Origin of the sequence: Sphingomonas beigongshangi, assembly GCF_016820445.1 — a bacterium.
Taxonomy (GTDB): Bacteria; Pseudomonadota; Alphaproteobacteria; order Sphingomonadales; family Sphingomonadaceae; genus Sphingomonas; species Sphingomonas beigongshangi.
On the sequence record NZ_JADHDT010000004.1, the window covers coordinates 138,041 to 153,228 of the forward strand.

13 protein-coding genes are annotated in these 15,188 nt (G+C 66.5%); 9 read left to right on the forward strand and 4 right to left on the reverse strand.

Translation table 11 applies throughout. The annotated features are described in order from the left end of the window. Positions 1-41 precede the first annotated feature (41 nt). The 3 genes from IQ292_RS08430 to IQ292_RS08440 all read left to right on the forward strand — a co-directional run bounded on the left by IQ292_RS08430 (position 42) and on the right by IQ292_RS08440 (position 2,637). A complete protein-coding gene (locus IQ292_RS08430) occupies positions 42-1,361 on the forward strand; it encodes a hypothetical protein (protein ID WP_203309882.1) in 1,320 nt (439 codons plus the stop codon). 81 nt (positions 1,362-1,442) lie between these two features. Further along, positions 1,443-2,093 carry a squalene/phytoene synthase family protein gene (locus IQ292_RS08435; protein ID WP_203309883.1) on the forward strand — a complete coding sequence of 217 codons (651 nt, stop codon included), beginning with the start codon at positions 1,443-1,445 and terminating at the stop codon, positions 2,091-2,093. A 67-nt stretch (positions 2,094-2,160) separates the two neighbouring features. Then, the gene (locus tag IQ292_RS08440) at positions 2,161-2,637 is read left to right on the forward strand and encodes an EF-hand domain-containing protein (protein WP_203309884.1); all 477 of its coding nucleotides are present in this window, start codon (positions 2,161-2,163) and stop codon (positions 2,635-2,637) included. Here the strand turns inward: IQ292_RS08440 and trmFO are convergent. Then, positions 2,567-3,943 (reverse strand): methylenetetrahydrofolate--tRNA-(uracil(54)-C(5))-methyltransferase (FADH(2)-oxidizing) TrmFO, encoded by a 1,377-nt coding sequence (gene trmFO / locus IQ292_RS08445; protein WP_203309885.1) that lies wholly within the window; start codon positions 3,941-3,943, stop codon positions 2,567-2,569. The genes IQ292_RS08440 and trmFO overlap by 71 nt on opposite strands. A gap of 73 nt (positions 3,944-4,016) precedes the next feature. On the opposite strand from trmFO, the gene IQ292_RS08450 reads away from it, so the two are divergent. Then, positions 4,017-4,451 (forward strand): DUF488 domain-containing protein, encoded by a 435-nt coding sequence (locus IQ292_RS08450; RefSeq protein WP_203309886.1) that lies wholly within the window; start codon positions 4,017-4,019, stop codon positions 4,449-4,451. Here the strand turns inward: IQ292_RS08450 and IQ292_RS08455 are convergent. The 3 genes from IQ292_RS08455 to IQ292_RS08465 form a co-directional block, all read right to left on the reverse strand. Then, positions 4,442-6,220 (reverse strand): cation:proton antiporter domain-containing protein, encoded by a 1,779-nt coding sequence (locus tag IQ292_RS08455; RefSeq protein ID WP_203309887.1) that lies wholly within the window; start codon positions 6,218-6,220, stop codon positions 4,442-4,444. The genes IQ292_RS08450 and IQ292_RS08455 overlap by 10 nt on opposite strands. A gap of 43 nt (positions 6,221-6,263) precedes the next feature. Then, complete coding sequence (locus IQ292_RS08460) at positions 6,264-6,821, reverse strand: TIGR02594 family protein (protein ID WP_203309888.1); 558 nt, start codon at positions 6,819-6,821, stop codon at positions 6,264-6,266. A gap of 207 nt (positions 6,822-7,028) precedes the next feature. Continuing rightward, positions 7,029-8,249: an NADP-dependent isocitrate dehydrogenase gene (locus IQ292_RS08465; protein ID WP_203309889.1), complete on the reverse strand. Its 1,221-nt coding sequence runs from the start codon at positions 8,247-8,249 to the stop codon at positions 7,029-7,031. Positions 8,250-8,460: 211 nt separating this feature from the next. On the opposite strand from IQ292_RS08465, the gene IQ292_RS08470 reads away from it, so the two are divergent. The 5 genes from IQ292_RS08470 to IQ292_RS08490 all read left to right on the forward strand — a co-directional run bounded on the left by IQ292_RS08470 (position 8,461) and on the right by IQ292_RS08490 (position 15,136). Further along, entirely contained in the window at positions 8,461-9,192 is a 732-nt protein-coding gene (locus IQ292_RS08470) for a phosphatidylserine decarboxylase (RefSeq protein ID WP_203309890.1), read from the forward strand. After that, positions 9,189-10,022 (forward strand): CDP-alcohol phosphatidyltransferase family protein, encoded by an 834-nt coding sequence (locus tag IQ292_RS08475; RefSeq protein ID WP_420853664.1) that lies wholly within the window; start codon positions 9,189-9,191, stop codon positions 10,020-10,022. The genes IQ292_RS08470 and IQ292_RS08475 overlap by 4 nt, the downstream gene beginning before the upstream one ends. 493 nt (positions 10,023-10,515) lie before the next feature. After that, a complete protein-coding gene (gene rpsB / locus IQ292_RS08480; RefSeq protein ID WP_203309891.1) occupies positions 10,516-11,328 on the forward strand; it encodes a 30S ribosomal protein S2 in 813 nt (270 codons plus the stop codon). A gap of 96 nt (positions 11,329-11,424) precedes the next feature. Next, positions 11,425-12,366: a translation elongation factor Ts gene (gene tsf, locus IQ292_RS08485; RefSeq protein ID WP_203309892.1), complete on the forward strand. Its 942-nt coding sequence runs from the start codon at positions 11,425-11,427 to the stop codon at positions 12,364-12,366. Between the two features lie 355 nt (positions 12,367-12,721). Beyond that, a complete protein-coding gene (locus IQ292_RS08490; protein WP_203309893.1) occupies positions 12,722-15,136 on the forward strand; it encodes a TonB-dependent receptor in 2,415 nt (804 codons plus the stop codon). The last annotated feature ends 52 nt before the right edge of the window (positions 15,137-15,188 follow it).

Sequence of the window (15,188 nt, forward strand, 5' to 3'; positions counted from 1 at the left end):
ACGTTCCCCGGTGGCAATGCCCCCAAATGGAGAGAGTTTGCATGAAGACCCTTTCGAAGCTCGCGCTGGCCGCCGTGCTGGCCACCGGCGTGAGCGGGATCGCCCTGACCGCGCCCGCCGCGGCCAAGGACAAGAAGGAGCAGGCCGCGCAAGGGCCGCAGTTCAAGCTCAGCAAGCCGGTGCTCGCCGTCGCCGGCCAGGCGCAGACCGCGATCCAGCAGCGTAACGTCGCCGCCGCCGAGCCGCTGGTCGCGCAGATCGAGGCCGCCGCGACGACCGACGACGACAAGTATATCGCCGCCGCGCTCCGGTACGACCTGGAGAATACCAAGCTCGTCGTCGCGCAGCAGGCGAACCCCAATGCGCCGCTCGACGAGACGGTCCTCGCCAAGCCGCTCGACGCGCTGATCGCCGCGAAGAGCACGCCTGCCGCCGATCGCGGCAAGTATCTGTTCCGCCGCGGCGCGCTGGCGGCAAACGGTGGCCAGGCTCAGGTCGCCGTGCAGTATTTCACGCAGGCCAAGGCGGCGGGTTACACCAGCCCGGACCTCGATCTGCAGCTCGCCAAGCTCAAGGTGCAGTCGGGCGACGTGGCCGGCGGCCTCACGGACCTGTCCTCGGTCATCGACGCACAGAAGGCCGCCGGCCAGACGCCCCCGGAAGCCTATTACCGCTATGCGATCGCGACGGCGAACGCCAAGGGCATGCGCGCCCAGACCGTCGACTGGATGAAGAAGTACCTCGTCGCCTATCCGACGCCGAAGGTCTGGCGCGACGTCATCCTGCAATACGCCTTCGCCCAGAATGCGCCGGTCAAGGCCGACAAGCTGCAGCAGATCGACCTGTTCCGCCTGATGCGCGCCAGCAATTCGCTGGTCGACCAGGCGGCCTATGAGGAATATGCCCAGGCGGTCTACGATCGCGGCAATCCCTATGAGTCGGCGGCGGTGCTGAAGGAAGGCATGGCGTCGGGCAAAATTCCGGCGACCAGCACCTTCTCGAAGCGCCTGCTTGGCGACGCGAACACCGCGATCAAGAACGAGGGTTCGCTCGCGACCAGCGAGAAGCAGGCGGCAGCGTCCAAGGACGGCAAGCTGTCGGCGCAGACCGCTGACGCCTATCTCGGCCAGGGCAATTACGCCAAGGCGGTCGAATTGTATCGTCAGGCGCTGAGCAAGGGCGGCGTCGACAAGGACGAGGTGAATACGCATCTCGGCATCGCGCTCGCGCGCTCGGGCGACAAGGCGGGTGCGCAGACCGCGTTTGCCGCTGTCACGACCGAGCCGCGTGCGGGCATCGCCAGCCTCTGGACGACCTGGCTCCAGGCCGGCACCAGTGCGGCTGCGACGCCGGCCGCCTGAGCCGGACCTTTTCGGCTGACGACAGGGGCGGTCCGCGTGCGGGCCGCCCCTTTCCTTTGGTCGCTACAAGGAGGCGCATGCATGGCTGAGGCTTCGCTCACCCCCGACCGCCGGATCGCTGTCGCCAGCGCACCGCAAGGCGCGCGGCATGCTTTCGCCGCCTTGCTGGGGCTCGATCAACGCCTGGGTGATATCGTCCGGGCCGCGCGCGATCCGATGATAGGGCAGATGCGGCTCACCTGGTGGCATGAGGCGCTGGGACGACTGGATTCGGCGCCCGCGCCGGCCGAACCCCTGTTGCGGGATTTGGCGACGCATGTCGTCGCCGGTGGCATCCCCGGTGCCATGCTCGCCGGTCTGGTCGAGGGCTGGGAAGTCCTGCTCGACGAGGTCACGGAGCAGGAGCCGCTCGGCGTCTATGCGCGTGGCCGCGGCGGACTGCTGTTCGACCTCGGCACGCGCCTGCTCCGGTCGACGGCGGAGCCCTATGTCGCCGCGGCTGGACAGGCCTGGGCGTTGGCGGACCTCGCAAACGGGTCGGCGGACGGCCGGGTGGTCCAGGCCGCGAGGGGGGCGGTCGCGGGACTGTCCTGCCAGGCCTTCGCGCACCGGTGGCCGGCGCCCATACGACCGCTGGGTATCCTTGCCAAACTTGCGATTGCGGGGGGCGAGCCAGGCAACGCGCTGGCCAAGTCCATGGCAATAGCACGGTTTCGCCTGATTGGTCGATAACGGATATATTTCCCGTTGCTCGCCCGGTCGGTCTTGCTACCCTGCGTTTCGACGGGGAGCAGGCAGCATGTGGCGGTATTTGATCGGCGGCGCGGCGATCGTGGCGTTGGGTGGCGCCGGTATATCCTTGCTTCGGGGGCATGCCTCGCCACCGCCGATCCTTCCCAGCCCGCGGCCTGTGCCGGTGGCCTCTGCTGACCCTCCTGAGCGCGATGACGCGGCGAAGGTGCCGGAGGCGCTTCCGGCTACGCGGGAGCAGAAGCGGTTCGACCGCTACGACAAGGACCGAGACGGTAAGGTCAGCCGCGAGGAATATCTCGCCGCCCGGCGCAAGGCTTTCGCCAAGCTCGACGCGAACGGCGATGGCCGGCTCTCGTTCGACGAGTGGGCCGTCAAGGCGGAGAGCAAATTCGCCGCTGCCGATCGTGACCGGTCCGGCGCGATGGACCGCGCCGAATTCGCCACGACGGCGGTCAAGCGAACGTCGCGGCCTCGCGCGAAATGTCCGCCGTCCGAGCCGGCGCCGGCTGCGGAAGACAGCTGAGCCACTGGTCGAGCGCCGCGCGTGCGCGCGCCGTGTACATCTTCTTGCGGTCGGCCTTCTTGGTCCGCCCCTCGATCGGCGGCATCAAACCGAAATTGACGTTCATGGGCTGGTAGCTTTCAGCCTCCGCGCCGCCGGTGATGTGCCCCAGCAAGGCGCCAAGCGACGTCTCGACCGGCGGCGGCGGCAGGGTGGCGCCAGACAGCTCCGCAGCCGCGAAACGGCCCGCGATCAGGCCGATGGCGGCACTCTCTATATAGCCCTCGCACCCGGTGATCTGGCCGGCGAAGCGGATGTTCGGCCGGTTTCTGAGCCGGAGCGTCGGGTCGAGCAGTTCGGGCGAACGGATGAAGGTATTGCGGTGCAGGCCGCCGAGCCGGGCGAATTCCGCATTCTGCAACCCGGGGATCGTGCGGAACAGCCGGACCTGCTCGGCATGCTTCAGCTTGGTCTGGAAGCCGACGATGTTCCACAAGGTGCCCTGGGCATTGTCCTGGCGTAGCTGAACGACCGCATAGGGCCAGCGCCCGGTCCGCGGGTCGTCGAGGCCGACGGGCTTCATGGGACCATAACGCAGTGTGTCGACGCCACGCTCGGCCATCACCTCGATCGGCATGCAGCCTTCGAAATAGGGGGTGTCCTTTTCCCAGTCGCGAAACTCGGTCTTCTCCCCGGCGAGCAGCGCGGCATGGAAGGCGAGATATGCGTCCTTGTCGAGCGGGCAGTTGATGTAATCCTTCCCGTCTCCCTTGTTCCAGCGGCTCTGGAACCAGGCGATGTCCATGTCGATACTGTCGCGATGAACGATGGGCGCGATGGCGTCGAAGAAGGCGAGGGCGTCCGTGCCGGTGGCGCCGCCGATCGCTTCTGCAAGCGCCGGGGCGGTCAGCGGACCGGTGGCGAGGATCGCCGGGCCGTCGGGCAAGATATCGACGCGCTCGCGAACGATCGTGATGTTGGGGTGCGCGGACAGTGCGGCGGTCACGCCCGCCGAAAAGCCGTCGCGATCCACCGCCAGGGCGGAGCCTGCCGGCACGCGATGCGCGTCGCCCTCGCGCAGGATCAGCGAACCCAGGCGTCGCATTTCCTGGTGCAACAGGCCGACGGCGTTGCTTTCCGCATCGTCGGAGCGAAAGCTGTTCGAGCAGACGAGTTCAGCCAGCCCGTCGGTGTGGTGCGCGGGCGTGGCGTCGCCGCCACCGCGCATCTCCGACAGCTTCACCCGGAAACCCGCCTCGGCGAGCTGCCACGCGGCTTCCGAGCCGGCAAGGCCGCCGCCGACGATGTGGATGTGATGGTCGCTCATGAAATCGCTTTGCCAGGCTGATGGTAAATCGCGGCCCTTAGCGGGCTTGCGACGCAATGCCTATATCGCCGCCATGACCAAGATATACACCATCGGCTACGAAGGCGCGACCATGGCCGATTTCCTCCATGCGCTGACGGCCGCCGGGGTGAAACGCGTGATCGACGTCCGTGCGCTGCCGGCGTCGCGTCGCCCGGGCTTTTCGAAGACGCCGCTCGCCGCCAGTCTCAAAGAGGCGGGGATCGATTATGTGCATCTGAAGGCGCTGGGTACGCCGAAGCGCGGTCGCGATGCGGCGAAGAAGGGCGATATCGCGACTCTGCGCGAGGTCTATGACGCGCAGCTGGGCCTGCCGGAAGCGGAAGTCGCGTCGGCTGCGATGCTCGATCTCGCCGCAGAGGTCCCCAGTGCGCTGCTGTGCTACGAACGGGAACCCGGCCATTGCCACCGCACGCTGCTGCTCGCCGCCGTGGCGCGATCGGCGACGGTCGTCGACCTCTATGTCTGACCTTGCGCGGCATCACCCATCCGCCGCACGCGGCGGATGCGTGGCTCGCGGTCGATCGCGGCGGCTGCACGGATCGTCTGGCGGAGTTCGTCGCGCTTCTCGTGGATCGAGGCGATGACGGGGCCCATGGCGATTCCCAGATCGACGAGCACCGCCTCGGACAGTTGCAGCGAGCTTTCCAAGGTCTCCGGCACGGCGTCCGTCACCCCGGCACGATAGAGTTCCGCGGCATGTTCGGGATCGCGCGCACGGGCGATGATCGGCAGGTCCGGCGCGATCGCGCGCATTCGCCGGGTCAGGCGGACGGTCAACACAGGATCGTCCATCGTCAGGATCAACGCGCGGGCCCGCGCGATCGCCAGTCGCTCGACGAGTTCGGCACGGGCGATGTCGCCGAAGACGATCGGATAGCCTGCCGCACGCGCCTCCGCGACGGCGTCGATGTCCGCTTCGACCGCGACGTACGTCTGGCCATGCACCGTCAGCAGGTCGGCGACCATTCGCCCGACGCGGCCGAAGCCGATGACGACGGCGCCGTCCGCCTCGGGCTGGGGCGCCGCGGGCTCGGCACGGATGTCGATGCGCCGCGCGACGATCTGGCCCGCGCGCGCGAGCAGCGGCGTGATCGTCAACCCGATCGCCGTCACCGTCTGCCAGAACGCGGCGGTCTGGCCGGTGATCAACTGGGCCTGGGTGGCGGTCGCCAGCACGATCAGCGTCGTCTCGGACGGGCTACCCATTAGCAGGCCTGTCTCGACCGCGAGGCCGCGGCGTGCCTGTGCCACGCGCAACAGCAGATAGGTGACGACCGACTTGACCAGGACGACGCCGACGACGGCGAGCAGCAGCCCCGGCCAGTTGGCGAGGATGAGGCGCAGATCGAGGCTCATGCCGACCGTGATCAGGAACACGCCCAGCGCCAGTCCCTTGAAGGGCGCCGTGATGACCTCGACCTCGGTATGATATTCCGTTTCGGCGATCAGCAGGCCGGCCAGCAACGCGCCGACGATCGGTGACAGGCCTGCCGCCGTGGTGGCGACGCTGGCGACGATGACGACGAGTAGGGCAGCGGCAAGGAACAGCTCGGGGCTTTTCGTCCGCGCCGCCTGCGCGAACAGACGGGGCAGGAAGACGCGGCCGCCGATGTAGATGGCGGCCACCGTGGCGAGCCCGCGCGCGGCCACGCCTGCGATGCCGACCCAGCCCTCTTCGCTCGCGGTCGGTGCCATGGCACCCAGCGCGAAGATGATCGGGACGAGTGCCAGATCCTCGAACAATAGCATCGCAAAGGCGCCGCGTCCGACCGGGCTGGTCGTGCCCACCAGCGGGAGGACGAGGGCGGTTGAAGACAGGGCCAGCGCCAGCCCGAGGCCGGCGGCGCCCGCCCAGGGCTGACCGAGCAGGTGCAGCGCGATCCCGATCAGCGCCGCGGATCCCAGCAACTCGGCCGGCCCGGTGCCGAACACCTGACGGCGCAGCCCCCAGAGGCGACGAAAGGACAGTTCCAGGCCGATCGAGAAGAGCAGCATGACGATGCCGAATTCGGCGAACGGCTCGATCGAATGGGGGTTGGAGATGGTCAGATAGTAGAGCCACGGCAGTTTCGGCACGAGGCTGCCGAGGCCGGCCGGGCCGACGAGCATGCCGACGAGGATAAAACCGATGACAGGGCTGACCTTGAAGCGCGCGAAGGCTGGAATGACCAGGCCAGCGGCGCCCAGGATCACCAGCGTGTCGGAGAAGCCTTCGTTTTCCAGTCCAATCGCCATCCCGGGACCCTAGCCCGTCCGGCCACGCTTTGTCAGGCGAAAGTCACGCTAGGGTGTGATTGCCCGCAAGTTCCCCGATCGCCGCGACCAGGAACGGGCGGACGGTCGCGGGCCGGTTCACATAGATGGGGCGGCGCGCGGCGTGGAGCCGGTCCTTGCCGATGCGCGTGAAGCAGACCTGATCCGACTGATTGCCGCCCAGCACGTGGAAGGCGGACGCATCCTCCGCAACATAGAGGCCGACGTGGCCGGCGGTACCGTCGTCGGTGCGCCGCAGGAAGGTCAGCACGTCGCCCAGCATCGGCTGGCCCGCCGGCTGGCCGAACGTCGACCAATTGAGCGCCCAAAGCGGATCGGCCGGTGGCGTCTTGCCGGCGCGCTTTGCCACCACCGCCATGAACAGGCCGCACCAGGGGACGGAATCGTGCGAGTAATGCGAGGCGACGTCGCCGCCGACCTCAGACGCCCAGGCAAGGATGGCGGGATTGTCGCCTGGGCCGGCGAGCTCATGGGTGCCGATCAGCGCGCGTGCCTCGCTGATCATGCGCGGCAGCTGGCCGATGTGATCGAGCCAGGAATAGCGGGCCGGGTCGATGGGCATGGTCGCATCTCCACGTGCCGGCATCGTCCCTGATGCCGATGGACCATCCTCATGCCAAACGGTCCGGAGCGCCAGCGTGATCGTGTCCGGAATGGATCTGAAGTCGCGCTATAGAGAAGACCGACGCGCGACGGGGCATCGGCTTGCGCCATAAAAAAGGGGCGTGGCATCGCTGCCGCGCCCCTTCGGAATTGCGTTCGAGAAGCGTCAGGCCCAGCTGGCCATCTTCGATTCCAGGTTCGAACGGACCGCTTCGAAGAACTGCTCGGTGGTCATCCAGGGCTGATCCGGGCCGATCAGGATCGCGAGATCCTTGGTCATCTGGCCGTTCTCCACGCACTCGATGCAAACCCGCTCCAGCGTCTCGGCAAAGCGCACCACGTCCGGCGTGTTGTCGAACTTGCCGCGATACTTGAGACCCCCGGTCCAAGCGAAGATCGACGCGATCGGGTTGGTCGACGTCGCCTTGCCCTGCTGGTGCTGGCGATAGTGGCGCGTGACGGTACCGTGCGCCGCCTCCGCCTCGACGGTCTTGCCATCCGGCGTCAGCAGAACCGAGGTCATCAGGCCCAGCGAACCGAAGCCCTGCGCCACCTGGTCCGACTGTACGTCGCCGTCGTAATTCTTGCAGGCCCAGACGAACTCGCCATTCCACTTCAGCGCGGACGCGACCATGTCGTCGATCAGGCGGTGCTCGTAGACGATGCCCGCTTCCTTGAACTTGTCCTTGAACTCGGCCTCGAACACCTCGGCGAACAGGTCCTTGAACCGGCCGTCATACGCCTTGAGGATCGTGTTCTTGGTCGACAGATAGACCGGCCACTTGAGGTTGAGGCCATAGTGCATCGACGCGCGGGCGAAGTCGCGGATCGAATCGTCGAGATTGTACATGCCCATCGCGACGCCGGACGAGGGGAACTGGAAGACCTCCTCCTCGATGACCTGGCCGTCCTCGCCCTGCCACTTCATTGTCAGCTTGCCCGGACCGGGCACGCGGAAGTCGGTCGCCTTGTACTGATCGCCGAACGCATGGCGCCCGACGACGATCGGATGGGTCCAGCCCGGAATCAGGCGGGGCACGTTCTTGATGACGATCGGCTCGCGGAAGACCACGCCGCCCAGGATGTTGCGGATCGTGCCGTTGGGCGACTTCCACATCTTCTTCAGGCCGAATTCCTCGACGCGCGCCTCGTCGGGCGTGATCGTCGCGCACTTGACCGCGACGCCATATTTCTGCGTCGCCTTGGCGGCGTCGACGGTGACCTTGTCCTCGGTCGCGTCGCGATGCTCGATGCCGAGGTCGTAATAGTCGAGTTCGATGTCGAGGTACGGCTTGATCAGGCGCTCGCGGATCCATTCCCAGATGATCCGCGTCATCTCGTCGCCGTCGATCTCCACGACGGGCGTGTTCACCTTGATCTTCGCCATGCTGTGCAATCCTATGGATGGGGAGTTTGGCGTCCGTCTAGGCACAAGCGGGCAGGGGATCAACCGTGGCATGCCTCCCTGCGGAGGCACGCGCGCCGCGCCCATGGACGACCGGTGGGTGCGCGCGCCGCCACCATCGCCGGCGTCGCGCCACCGCCGAACCATCGACCGCCGTTGTGTTGCAGGAACGACACGGTTACACCCGCGGGTTATGCCATCGCTCGAAAAGCCTCCCCATACGCCGCTGCCGACCACGACCGTCAAATGGCGCTTCCCCTCGGTCCACCCGGAGGGGCACAAATATGCCGCCATCGCCTTCGGCATCACGCTGCTGGCGACGATCGTGACCAAGGTCCTGTTCTGGCCGCTGCTCGGCGTCGTCATCTGGGTGTTGACCTTCTTCCGCGATCCGGTCCGCACGACGCCGACGGGCGACGGACTGATCATCGCGCCGGCCGACGGCCTGGTGACGATGATCCAGAAGGTGCCGGTGCCACGCGAGCTCGTGGCCGAGCTGGGCGAGGCGCCAATGACCCGCGTCTCGATCTTCATGTCGGTCTTCGACGTCCACATCAATCGCACGCCGATCGCCGGCACGATCCGCCAGGTCGTGTATATCAGCGGCAAGTTCCTCAACGCCGACCTGGACAAGGCGTCGGATGAGAATGAGCGGCAGCACATCGTCGTCGAGGGGCGGGACGGCCGCCGCATCGGGTTCACGCAGATCGCCGGTCTGGTCGCGCGCCGTATCGTGCCGTTCGTCAAGCCGGGCGACATGGTCGCGACCGGGCAGCGGATCGGCCTGATCCGCTTCGGCAGTCGGGTAGACGTATTCCTGCCTGACGATATCATCCCGCAGGTGACGCTGGGTCAGCGTTCGATCGCCGGCGAGACGGTGATCGGCCGCGTCGGCGGAACGGCCGTGACCGGGATCAGCCAGTGATCGATCGGGACGGTCAGGGGATCCGGCGCCGGCCGGTACGACGGCTGCGCGCACCCGCCGGCGGGCTGCCGCTCCGCGCGGTCGCGCCGAACGCCGTGACCGCCCTGGCACTTTGCTCCGGTCTCAGCGGTGTCCGCTTCGCGATCGGCGGCGAATGGCAGAGCGCGGTGACGATGATCATGATCGCCGGCGTGCTGGACGGGATCGACGGCCGGATCGCCCGATTGCTGCGCGGCGAAAGCCGCTTCGGCGCCGAACTGGACTCCCTGTCGGATGCCATCTCCTTCGGCGTCGCGCCCGCGCTGATCCTCTATCTGTGGTCCTTGGCCGCTGTCCCGCGTCTCGGCTGGATCTGCGCATTGGTCTTCGCCGTCTTCTGCGCGCTGCGTCTTGCGCGCTTCAACGCCAGGATCGACCTCGACGAGCAACCGCACAAGTCGGCTGGCTTCCTGACCGGTATCCCCGCGCCGGCCGGTGCCGCGCTGGCGATGGTGCCGCTCTATTTCTGGTTCTGGACCGACGAGCCGATCTTCGCGTCTCCCAAGCTCGTCGGCCCCTGGGTCGCGTTCATCGCATTGCTGATGGTGTCGAGCGTCGCCACCTTCTCGTGGAGCTCGTTCCGCCTCCGTCGCACCGTCCGTTTCGAGGCTCTGGCCGGCGTCGTCCTGCTGGGGGCGGCACTGGTGTCGATGCCGTGGCACACATTGTGCGTCTTGTGCCTCGGCTATCTGGCGACCATCCCGTTCAGCATCGCCAGCTATGCGCGGATCAAGCGGCTGCGCGCGACGGCTGCGCAGGCGACGGAGTCGAGCCCGACGCCCAGCGCCTGACCGCGATCCGCCGCTCGACGGAAGCGATATGCGCCAGCGGCGTGAATGCGGGTTCGACATGGCCGTCCATCATACGGACGATGCGGCGCCATTGCGGTGCCACGGTCGCGACGATCACGCCGATGGAGAGCGCCAACGCGCCTGCAAAAATCAGAATGCTCACCATTGCAACCATGTCCGCCTCCCTGGCGCGAACTTTTCTGTGGATAAGTCCGCTTAACCGTTCATTAACCCTTCGGTTCCGCCCACCAGACCGGAAAACCATGATTTCTCAGCAATTTTGCTGAAAATCACGTTCTGTTCCGGTTCTTGGTCACTGTACGAACCCTTTATGTTCCATTTACGTTCCTGCTGTCAAGCGTTGCATTATTCGCGCCTGTCGTCTAAGAGCGCCCCTCTCAACCCCGCATGGGAAGCAACATAGCCCGGTGCGTCGGCCGTCAGGTCGCACGTCATCCGCTTCCCAGAGGCTCAACCGGAAGGAGTTATCCCTATGGCGGCACCCGTCGTCACCATGCAGCAGCTGATCGAAACCGGCGCGCACTTCGGCCACCAGACGCACCGCTGGAACCCGAAGATGAAGCCGTATCTGTTCGGCGATCGCAACGGCGTCCACATCATCGACCTCTCGCAGACCGTGCCGCTCTTCGCGCGCGCGCTCGAGTTCGTTTCGTCCACCGTCGCGGCCGGCGGTAAGGTGTTGTTCGTCGGCACCAAGCGCCAGGCGCAGGAAGCCGTCGCCGATGCGGCGCGCCGTTCGGGCCAGCATTTCGTCAACCACCGCTGGCTGGGCGGCATGCTCACCAACTGGAAGACGATCAGCAACTCGATCAAGCGTCTGAAGGCACTGGAAGAGCAGCTGTCGGGCGACACGCACGGCCTGACCAAGAAGGAAGTGCTGCAGCTGACCCGCGAGCGCGACAAGCTCGAGCTGTCGCTGGGCGGCATCCGCGACATGGGCGGCGTTCCCGACGTCATGTTCGTGATCGACGCCAACAAGGAAGAGCTGGCGATCAAGGAAGCGAACACGCTGGGTATCCCGGTGGTCGCCATCCTCGACTCGAATGTGTCGCCGGACGGCATCGCCTTCCCGGTGCCGGCGAACGACGACGCAAGCCGTGCCATCCGCCTGTATTGTGAGGCGATCGCCATCGCCGCCACGCGTGGCAACGTCGAGCAGCAGCAGCGTCGCGGCGTTGATCTGGGCGCGATGGAAGAGGCGCCGGTCGAGGAAGTGGTGTCGGTCGAGCCTGCGTCCGAGTCGGCCAGCGCCGAGGCGGAGGCCGAGCGTCAGATCGACGCCTGAGCCCGCGCAAGCGTCATCGAACTTTCATGCGGGCGGGGCAGGGCGGGTGGCGCTCCGCCCCGCCCGCAACCACATTCGAACGTAGAGGATAGTATAATGGCCGATATCACCGCAGCGATGGTCAAGGACCTGCGCGACAAGAGCGGCGCGGGCATGATGGACTGCAAGAAGGCGCTGAACGAGACCGGCGGCGACATGGACGCCGCACTCGACTGGCTGCGCACCAAGGGCCTCGCCGCCGCGCAGAAGAAGTCGAGCCGTACTGCTGCCGAGGGTCTGGTCGGCGTCGCCGTTGCCGGCACCAAGGGCGCGGTCGTCGAGGTGAACTCGGAGACCGACTTCGTCGCGAAGAACGACCAGTTCCAGCAGTTCGTCCGCGACGTCGTGCAGATCGCGCTCGCCAGCCCGAACGGCGGCGACATCGAGGCGCTGAAGGGCGAGGCGATGCCGTCGGGCGGTACCGTCGCCGACGTGCTGACCAACAATGTCGCGACTATCGGCGAGCACCAGACGCTGCGCCGCGCGAAGCGCCTCGAAGTGTCGAAGGGCGCGATCGTGAGCTACGTGCACAATCAGCAGGCGCCGGGCCTCGGCAAGATCGGCGTTCTGGTCGCCCTCGAGTCGGAAGCGAACGACGAGGCGCTGCAGGCACTCGGCAAGCAGCTGGCGATGCACATCGCCGCAGCGTTCCCGAAGGCGCTGAACGAGGACGACCTCGACGAGGCCGAAATCGAGCGCGAGCGCGCGATCGCCACCGAAAAGGCCGGCGAGAGCGGCAAGCCGGCAGACATCATCGCCAAGATGGTGGAAGGCTCGATCGCCAAGTACCGCAAGGAGCACGCGCTCGTGAGCCAGCTGTTCGTGATGGACGGTAAGACCAAGATCAGCGACGTCGTCGCCAAGGCCGGCAAGGACGCCGGCGCGGAGATCAAGCTGGTCGATTACGTCCGGTTCCAGCTGGGCGAGGGCATCGAGAAGGAAGCGTCGGACTTCGCCGCCGAAGTCGCCGCAGCCTCGGGCGTGCCGCAGAAGCAGTAAGCCGATAAGGCCGTTTCGAAGGGGCGTCGTCCGCGAGGACGGCGCCCCTTTTTCGTGCCGATACCCGCCGCAGGCAAAGGCGGGCCAGCGTCCGGATCGGCGAGATGCCAGCATTGGCCGATCCCGCCATGCAGACGATGCGTTTCGGCACCGCCAGGCGGAGACGCTCGGCGTTCCTCCCGGAAGCGGTGCACGCGCTTGTCGTGGCTGTGCCGTCCCTCGTCGCCATTCGCTCGATGCTTGGAATGGCGAGGCCGCTCCGACGCGAACAACGGGTGCAATACAGCCGTAACGGAACGGTCACCGCGCTGTCCCGCTGCCCCCTTACCGCCGCGACGGACCTTTTGAGGGGGAAATGAACGTGTTGACGAAGTTCGCGCTGCTCGCCGGTGTTGCGGCCTTGTGCCTGTCCGCGCCCGCCACCGCTCAGGAGGCCGCGCCCGGCGGGCCGGTGGTGGCCGCTCAGGCTGCCGTCGACCAGACGGGCGGACAGGACAATAGTGATATCGTCGTCCTCGGCTTTGGCGAAAGCCGCCAGGTGCAGACGGTTTCGGCGATCGACATGGAGCGGCTCACGCCCGGCACGTCCCCGCTCAAGGCCATCGCCAAGCTGCCCGGCGTCAATTTCCAGTCCGCCGATGCCTTTGGCGCCTATGAATGGTCCACCCGCATCAGCCTGCGTGGCTTCAATCAGAACCAGCTCGGCTTCACGCTCGACGGCGTGCCGCTGGGCGATATGTCCTATGGCAACGTGAACGGTCTGCACATCAGCCGCGCGATCATCTCGGAGAATCTCGCGAGCACGACGGTGGCTCAGGGTGCGGGCGCGCTCGGCACCGCTTCGACCAGCAATCTCGGCGGCACGATCCAGTTCGCCAGCCGCCGGCCCTCCGACGCGATCGGTCTCGCTGCTTCTGGCACATATGGCAGCGACAACACCTGGCGCGGGTTCGCCCGGCTGGACACGGGCGACCTCGGCGGCGGCCTGAAGGGCTACGTCAGCTACGGTTATCTCAGCACCGACAAATGGAAGGGCTTCGGCGTGCAGCGCCAGCACCAGGTCAATGCCAAGCTCGAGGAGGACCTGGGGGAACGCGGCAGCATTACCGCCTTCGTCAACTATTCCGACCGGCGCGAGAACGACTATCAGGATCTGAGCTACGACATCATCAGCCGGCGCGGCCTGCGCGACGACAACATCACGGATAATTACGCGCTCGCGCTGCAGATCGCGCGGGTCTACCAGAATCAGGTCGCGCTGGCGGCCTATCAGGCGGCGAACAAGGGCTCTGCCGCCGGCTTCGTCGCTCCCTGGACGGGGGCGGGCTTCGCCCTGCCGACGGGCTTCGGGACGGTCGACGATGCCTATTACGATGCGGCGGGTCTTCGCCGCGACTGGCTGGGCGGCGTCACCTTCGACGGCAAGCTGACCGATGCGCTCTCCATCGTCTCGACGACCTATTACCACCATAACAAGGGGCAGGGGTCGTGGATCACGCCTTATTCGCCGACGCCGGCGGGTGCGATTGGCGGTGCCGGACAGCCGCTTCCACTCGCCTCCAGCGCCGCATATGGTTATGCCTCCCCGCTCGGTTTCCGTACGACGGAATATAGTATCGATCGCGGCGGCAACCTGACCCGCCTGACGCTGGATACGGGTGCCAACCAGCTGCAGGTCGGCGGCTGGTACGAGAGCAACAGCTTCACGCAGGCGCGCCGCTTCTACGGCATGTCCAACACGGCCCCCGATCGCAACGCGCGCGACTTCCAGTCCAATCCGTATTTCACCCAATGGAACGGAAAATACGACACCGAGACGCTGCAATATTTCGTTGCCGATACGCTCAGGCTGGGCACGCTGACGCTGAACGGCGGTTGGAAGGGCATGCGGGTCAAGAATCAGGCGAACCTGCTGACGGGGACGCTGGTCAACGGCAGAATCAAGGCCGAGGACTGGTTCCTGCCACAGGTCGGCGCAGTGTTCGGGCTGGGCAACGGCGCGGAGATTTTCGCCAGCTATACCGAGAATATGCGTGCCTTCGTGTCATCGGCGACGACCGGGCCGTTCGCCACGACGCAGGCCGGCTTCAATGCCATCTCTAATACGCTGAAGCCCGAGACATCCAAGACGATCGAGGGCGGCGCGCGCCTTCGAAGCGGCGGCCTGCAGCTATCGGTGGCCGGCTATTACATCGACTTCTCGAACCGGCTGCTGTCCTTCTCGAACGGGGCGGGCATCATCGGCAACCCGCCGACGCTCAACAACGCCGGCAGCGTGCACAGCTATGGCGCGGAGCTGTCCGCCTATTACCGGATCGTCCGGCCGCTCAGCCTGTTCGCCAGCTATTCGTACAACAAGGCGACCTACGAGGACGATGTGCGCAACGCGGCGGGAACTGTGCTCACCGCCACTGCGGGCAAGACCGTAGTGGATACGCCGGAGCATATGGCGAAGGGCGAGATTGTCTATGACGACGGCGCTGTCTTCGCGCGCGCGGGCGCCGATTACATGTCGAAACGCTACTTCACCTATCTCAACGACCAGTCGGTCGGCGGGCGGGTCCTGGTGGATGCGAGCATCGGCTACCGGTTCGGCGCGGGCGGCGGCGTCCTGCGCGGCTTCGCGATCGAGGGTAGCGTGACCAATCTCACCGACAAGAAGTATGTCTCGACGATCGGTTCGAACGGCTACACGGCGAGCGGCGACAATCAGACCTTGCTCGCCGGCGCGCCGCGGCAGTTCTTCGTGACGCTGCGCACGGGCTTCTGACCGCGCATCGCCCCTCCCGGCAGCGGGAGGGGCTTCTGCACCGAAAGCTCAC

Excerpts from the sequence above, each read along its gene's own strand:
- IQ292_RS08430 (WP_203309882.1), top strand. The coding sequence starts at position 42 with ATGAAGACCCTTTCGAAGCTCGCGCTGGCCGCCGTGCTGGCCACCGGC.
- IQ292_RS08435 (WP_203309883.1), top strand. The coding sequence starts at position 1,443 with ATGGCTGAGGCTTCGCTCACCCCCGACCGCCGGATCGCTGTCGCCAGC.
- IQ292_RS08440 (WP_203309884.1), top strand. The coding sequence starts at position 2,161 with ATGTGGCGGTATTTGATCGGCGGCGCGGCGATCGTGGCGTTGGGTGGC.
- trmFO (WP_203309885.1), bottom strand. The coding sequence starts at position 3,943 with ATGAGCGACCATCACATCCACATCGTCGGCGGCGGCCTTGCCGGCTCG.
- IQ292_RS08450 (WP_203309886.1), top strand. The coding sequence starts at position 4,017 with ATGACCAAGATATACACCATCGGCTACGAAGGCGCGACCATGGCCGAT.
- IQ292_RS08455 (WP_203309887.1), bottom strand. The coding sequence starts at position 6,220 with ATGGCGATTGGACTGGAAAACGAAGGCTTCTCCGACACGCTGGTGATC.
- IQ292_RS08460 (WP_203309888.1), bottom strand. The coding sequence starts at position 6,821 with ATGCCCATCGACCCGGCCCGCTATTCCTGGCTCGATCACATCGGCCAG.
- IQ292_RS08465 (WP_203309889.1), bottom strand. The coding sequence starts at position 8,249 with ATGGCGAAGATCAAGGTGAACACGCCCGTCGTGGAGATCGACGGCGAC.
- IQ292_RS08470 (WP_203309890.1), top strand. The coding sequence starts at position 8,461 with ATGCCATCGCTCGAAAAGCCTCCCCATACGCCGCTGCCGACCACGACC.
- rpsB (WP_203309891.1), top strand. The coding sequence starts at position 10,516 with ATGGCGGCACCCGTCGTCACCATGCAGCAGCTGATCGAAACCGGCGCG.
- tsf (WP_203309892.1), top strand. The coding sequence starts at position 11,425 with ATGGCCGATATCACCGCAGCGATGGTCAAGGACCTGCGCGACAAGAGC.
- IQ292_RS08490 (WP_203309893.1), top strand. The coding sequence starts at position 12,722 with ATGAACGTGTTGACGAAGTTCGCGCTGCTCGCCGGTGTTGCGGCCTTG.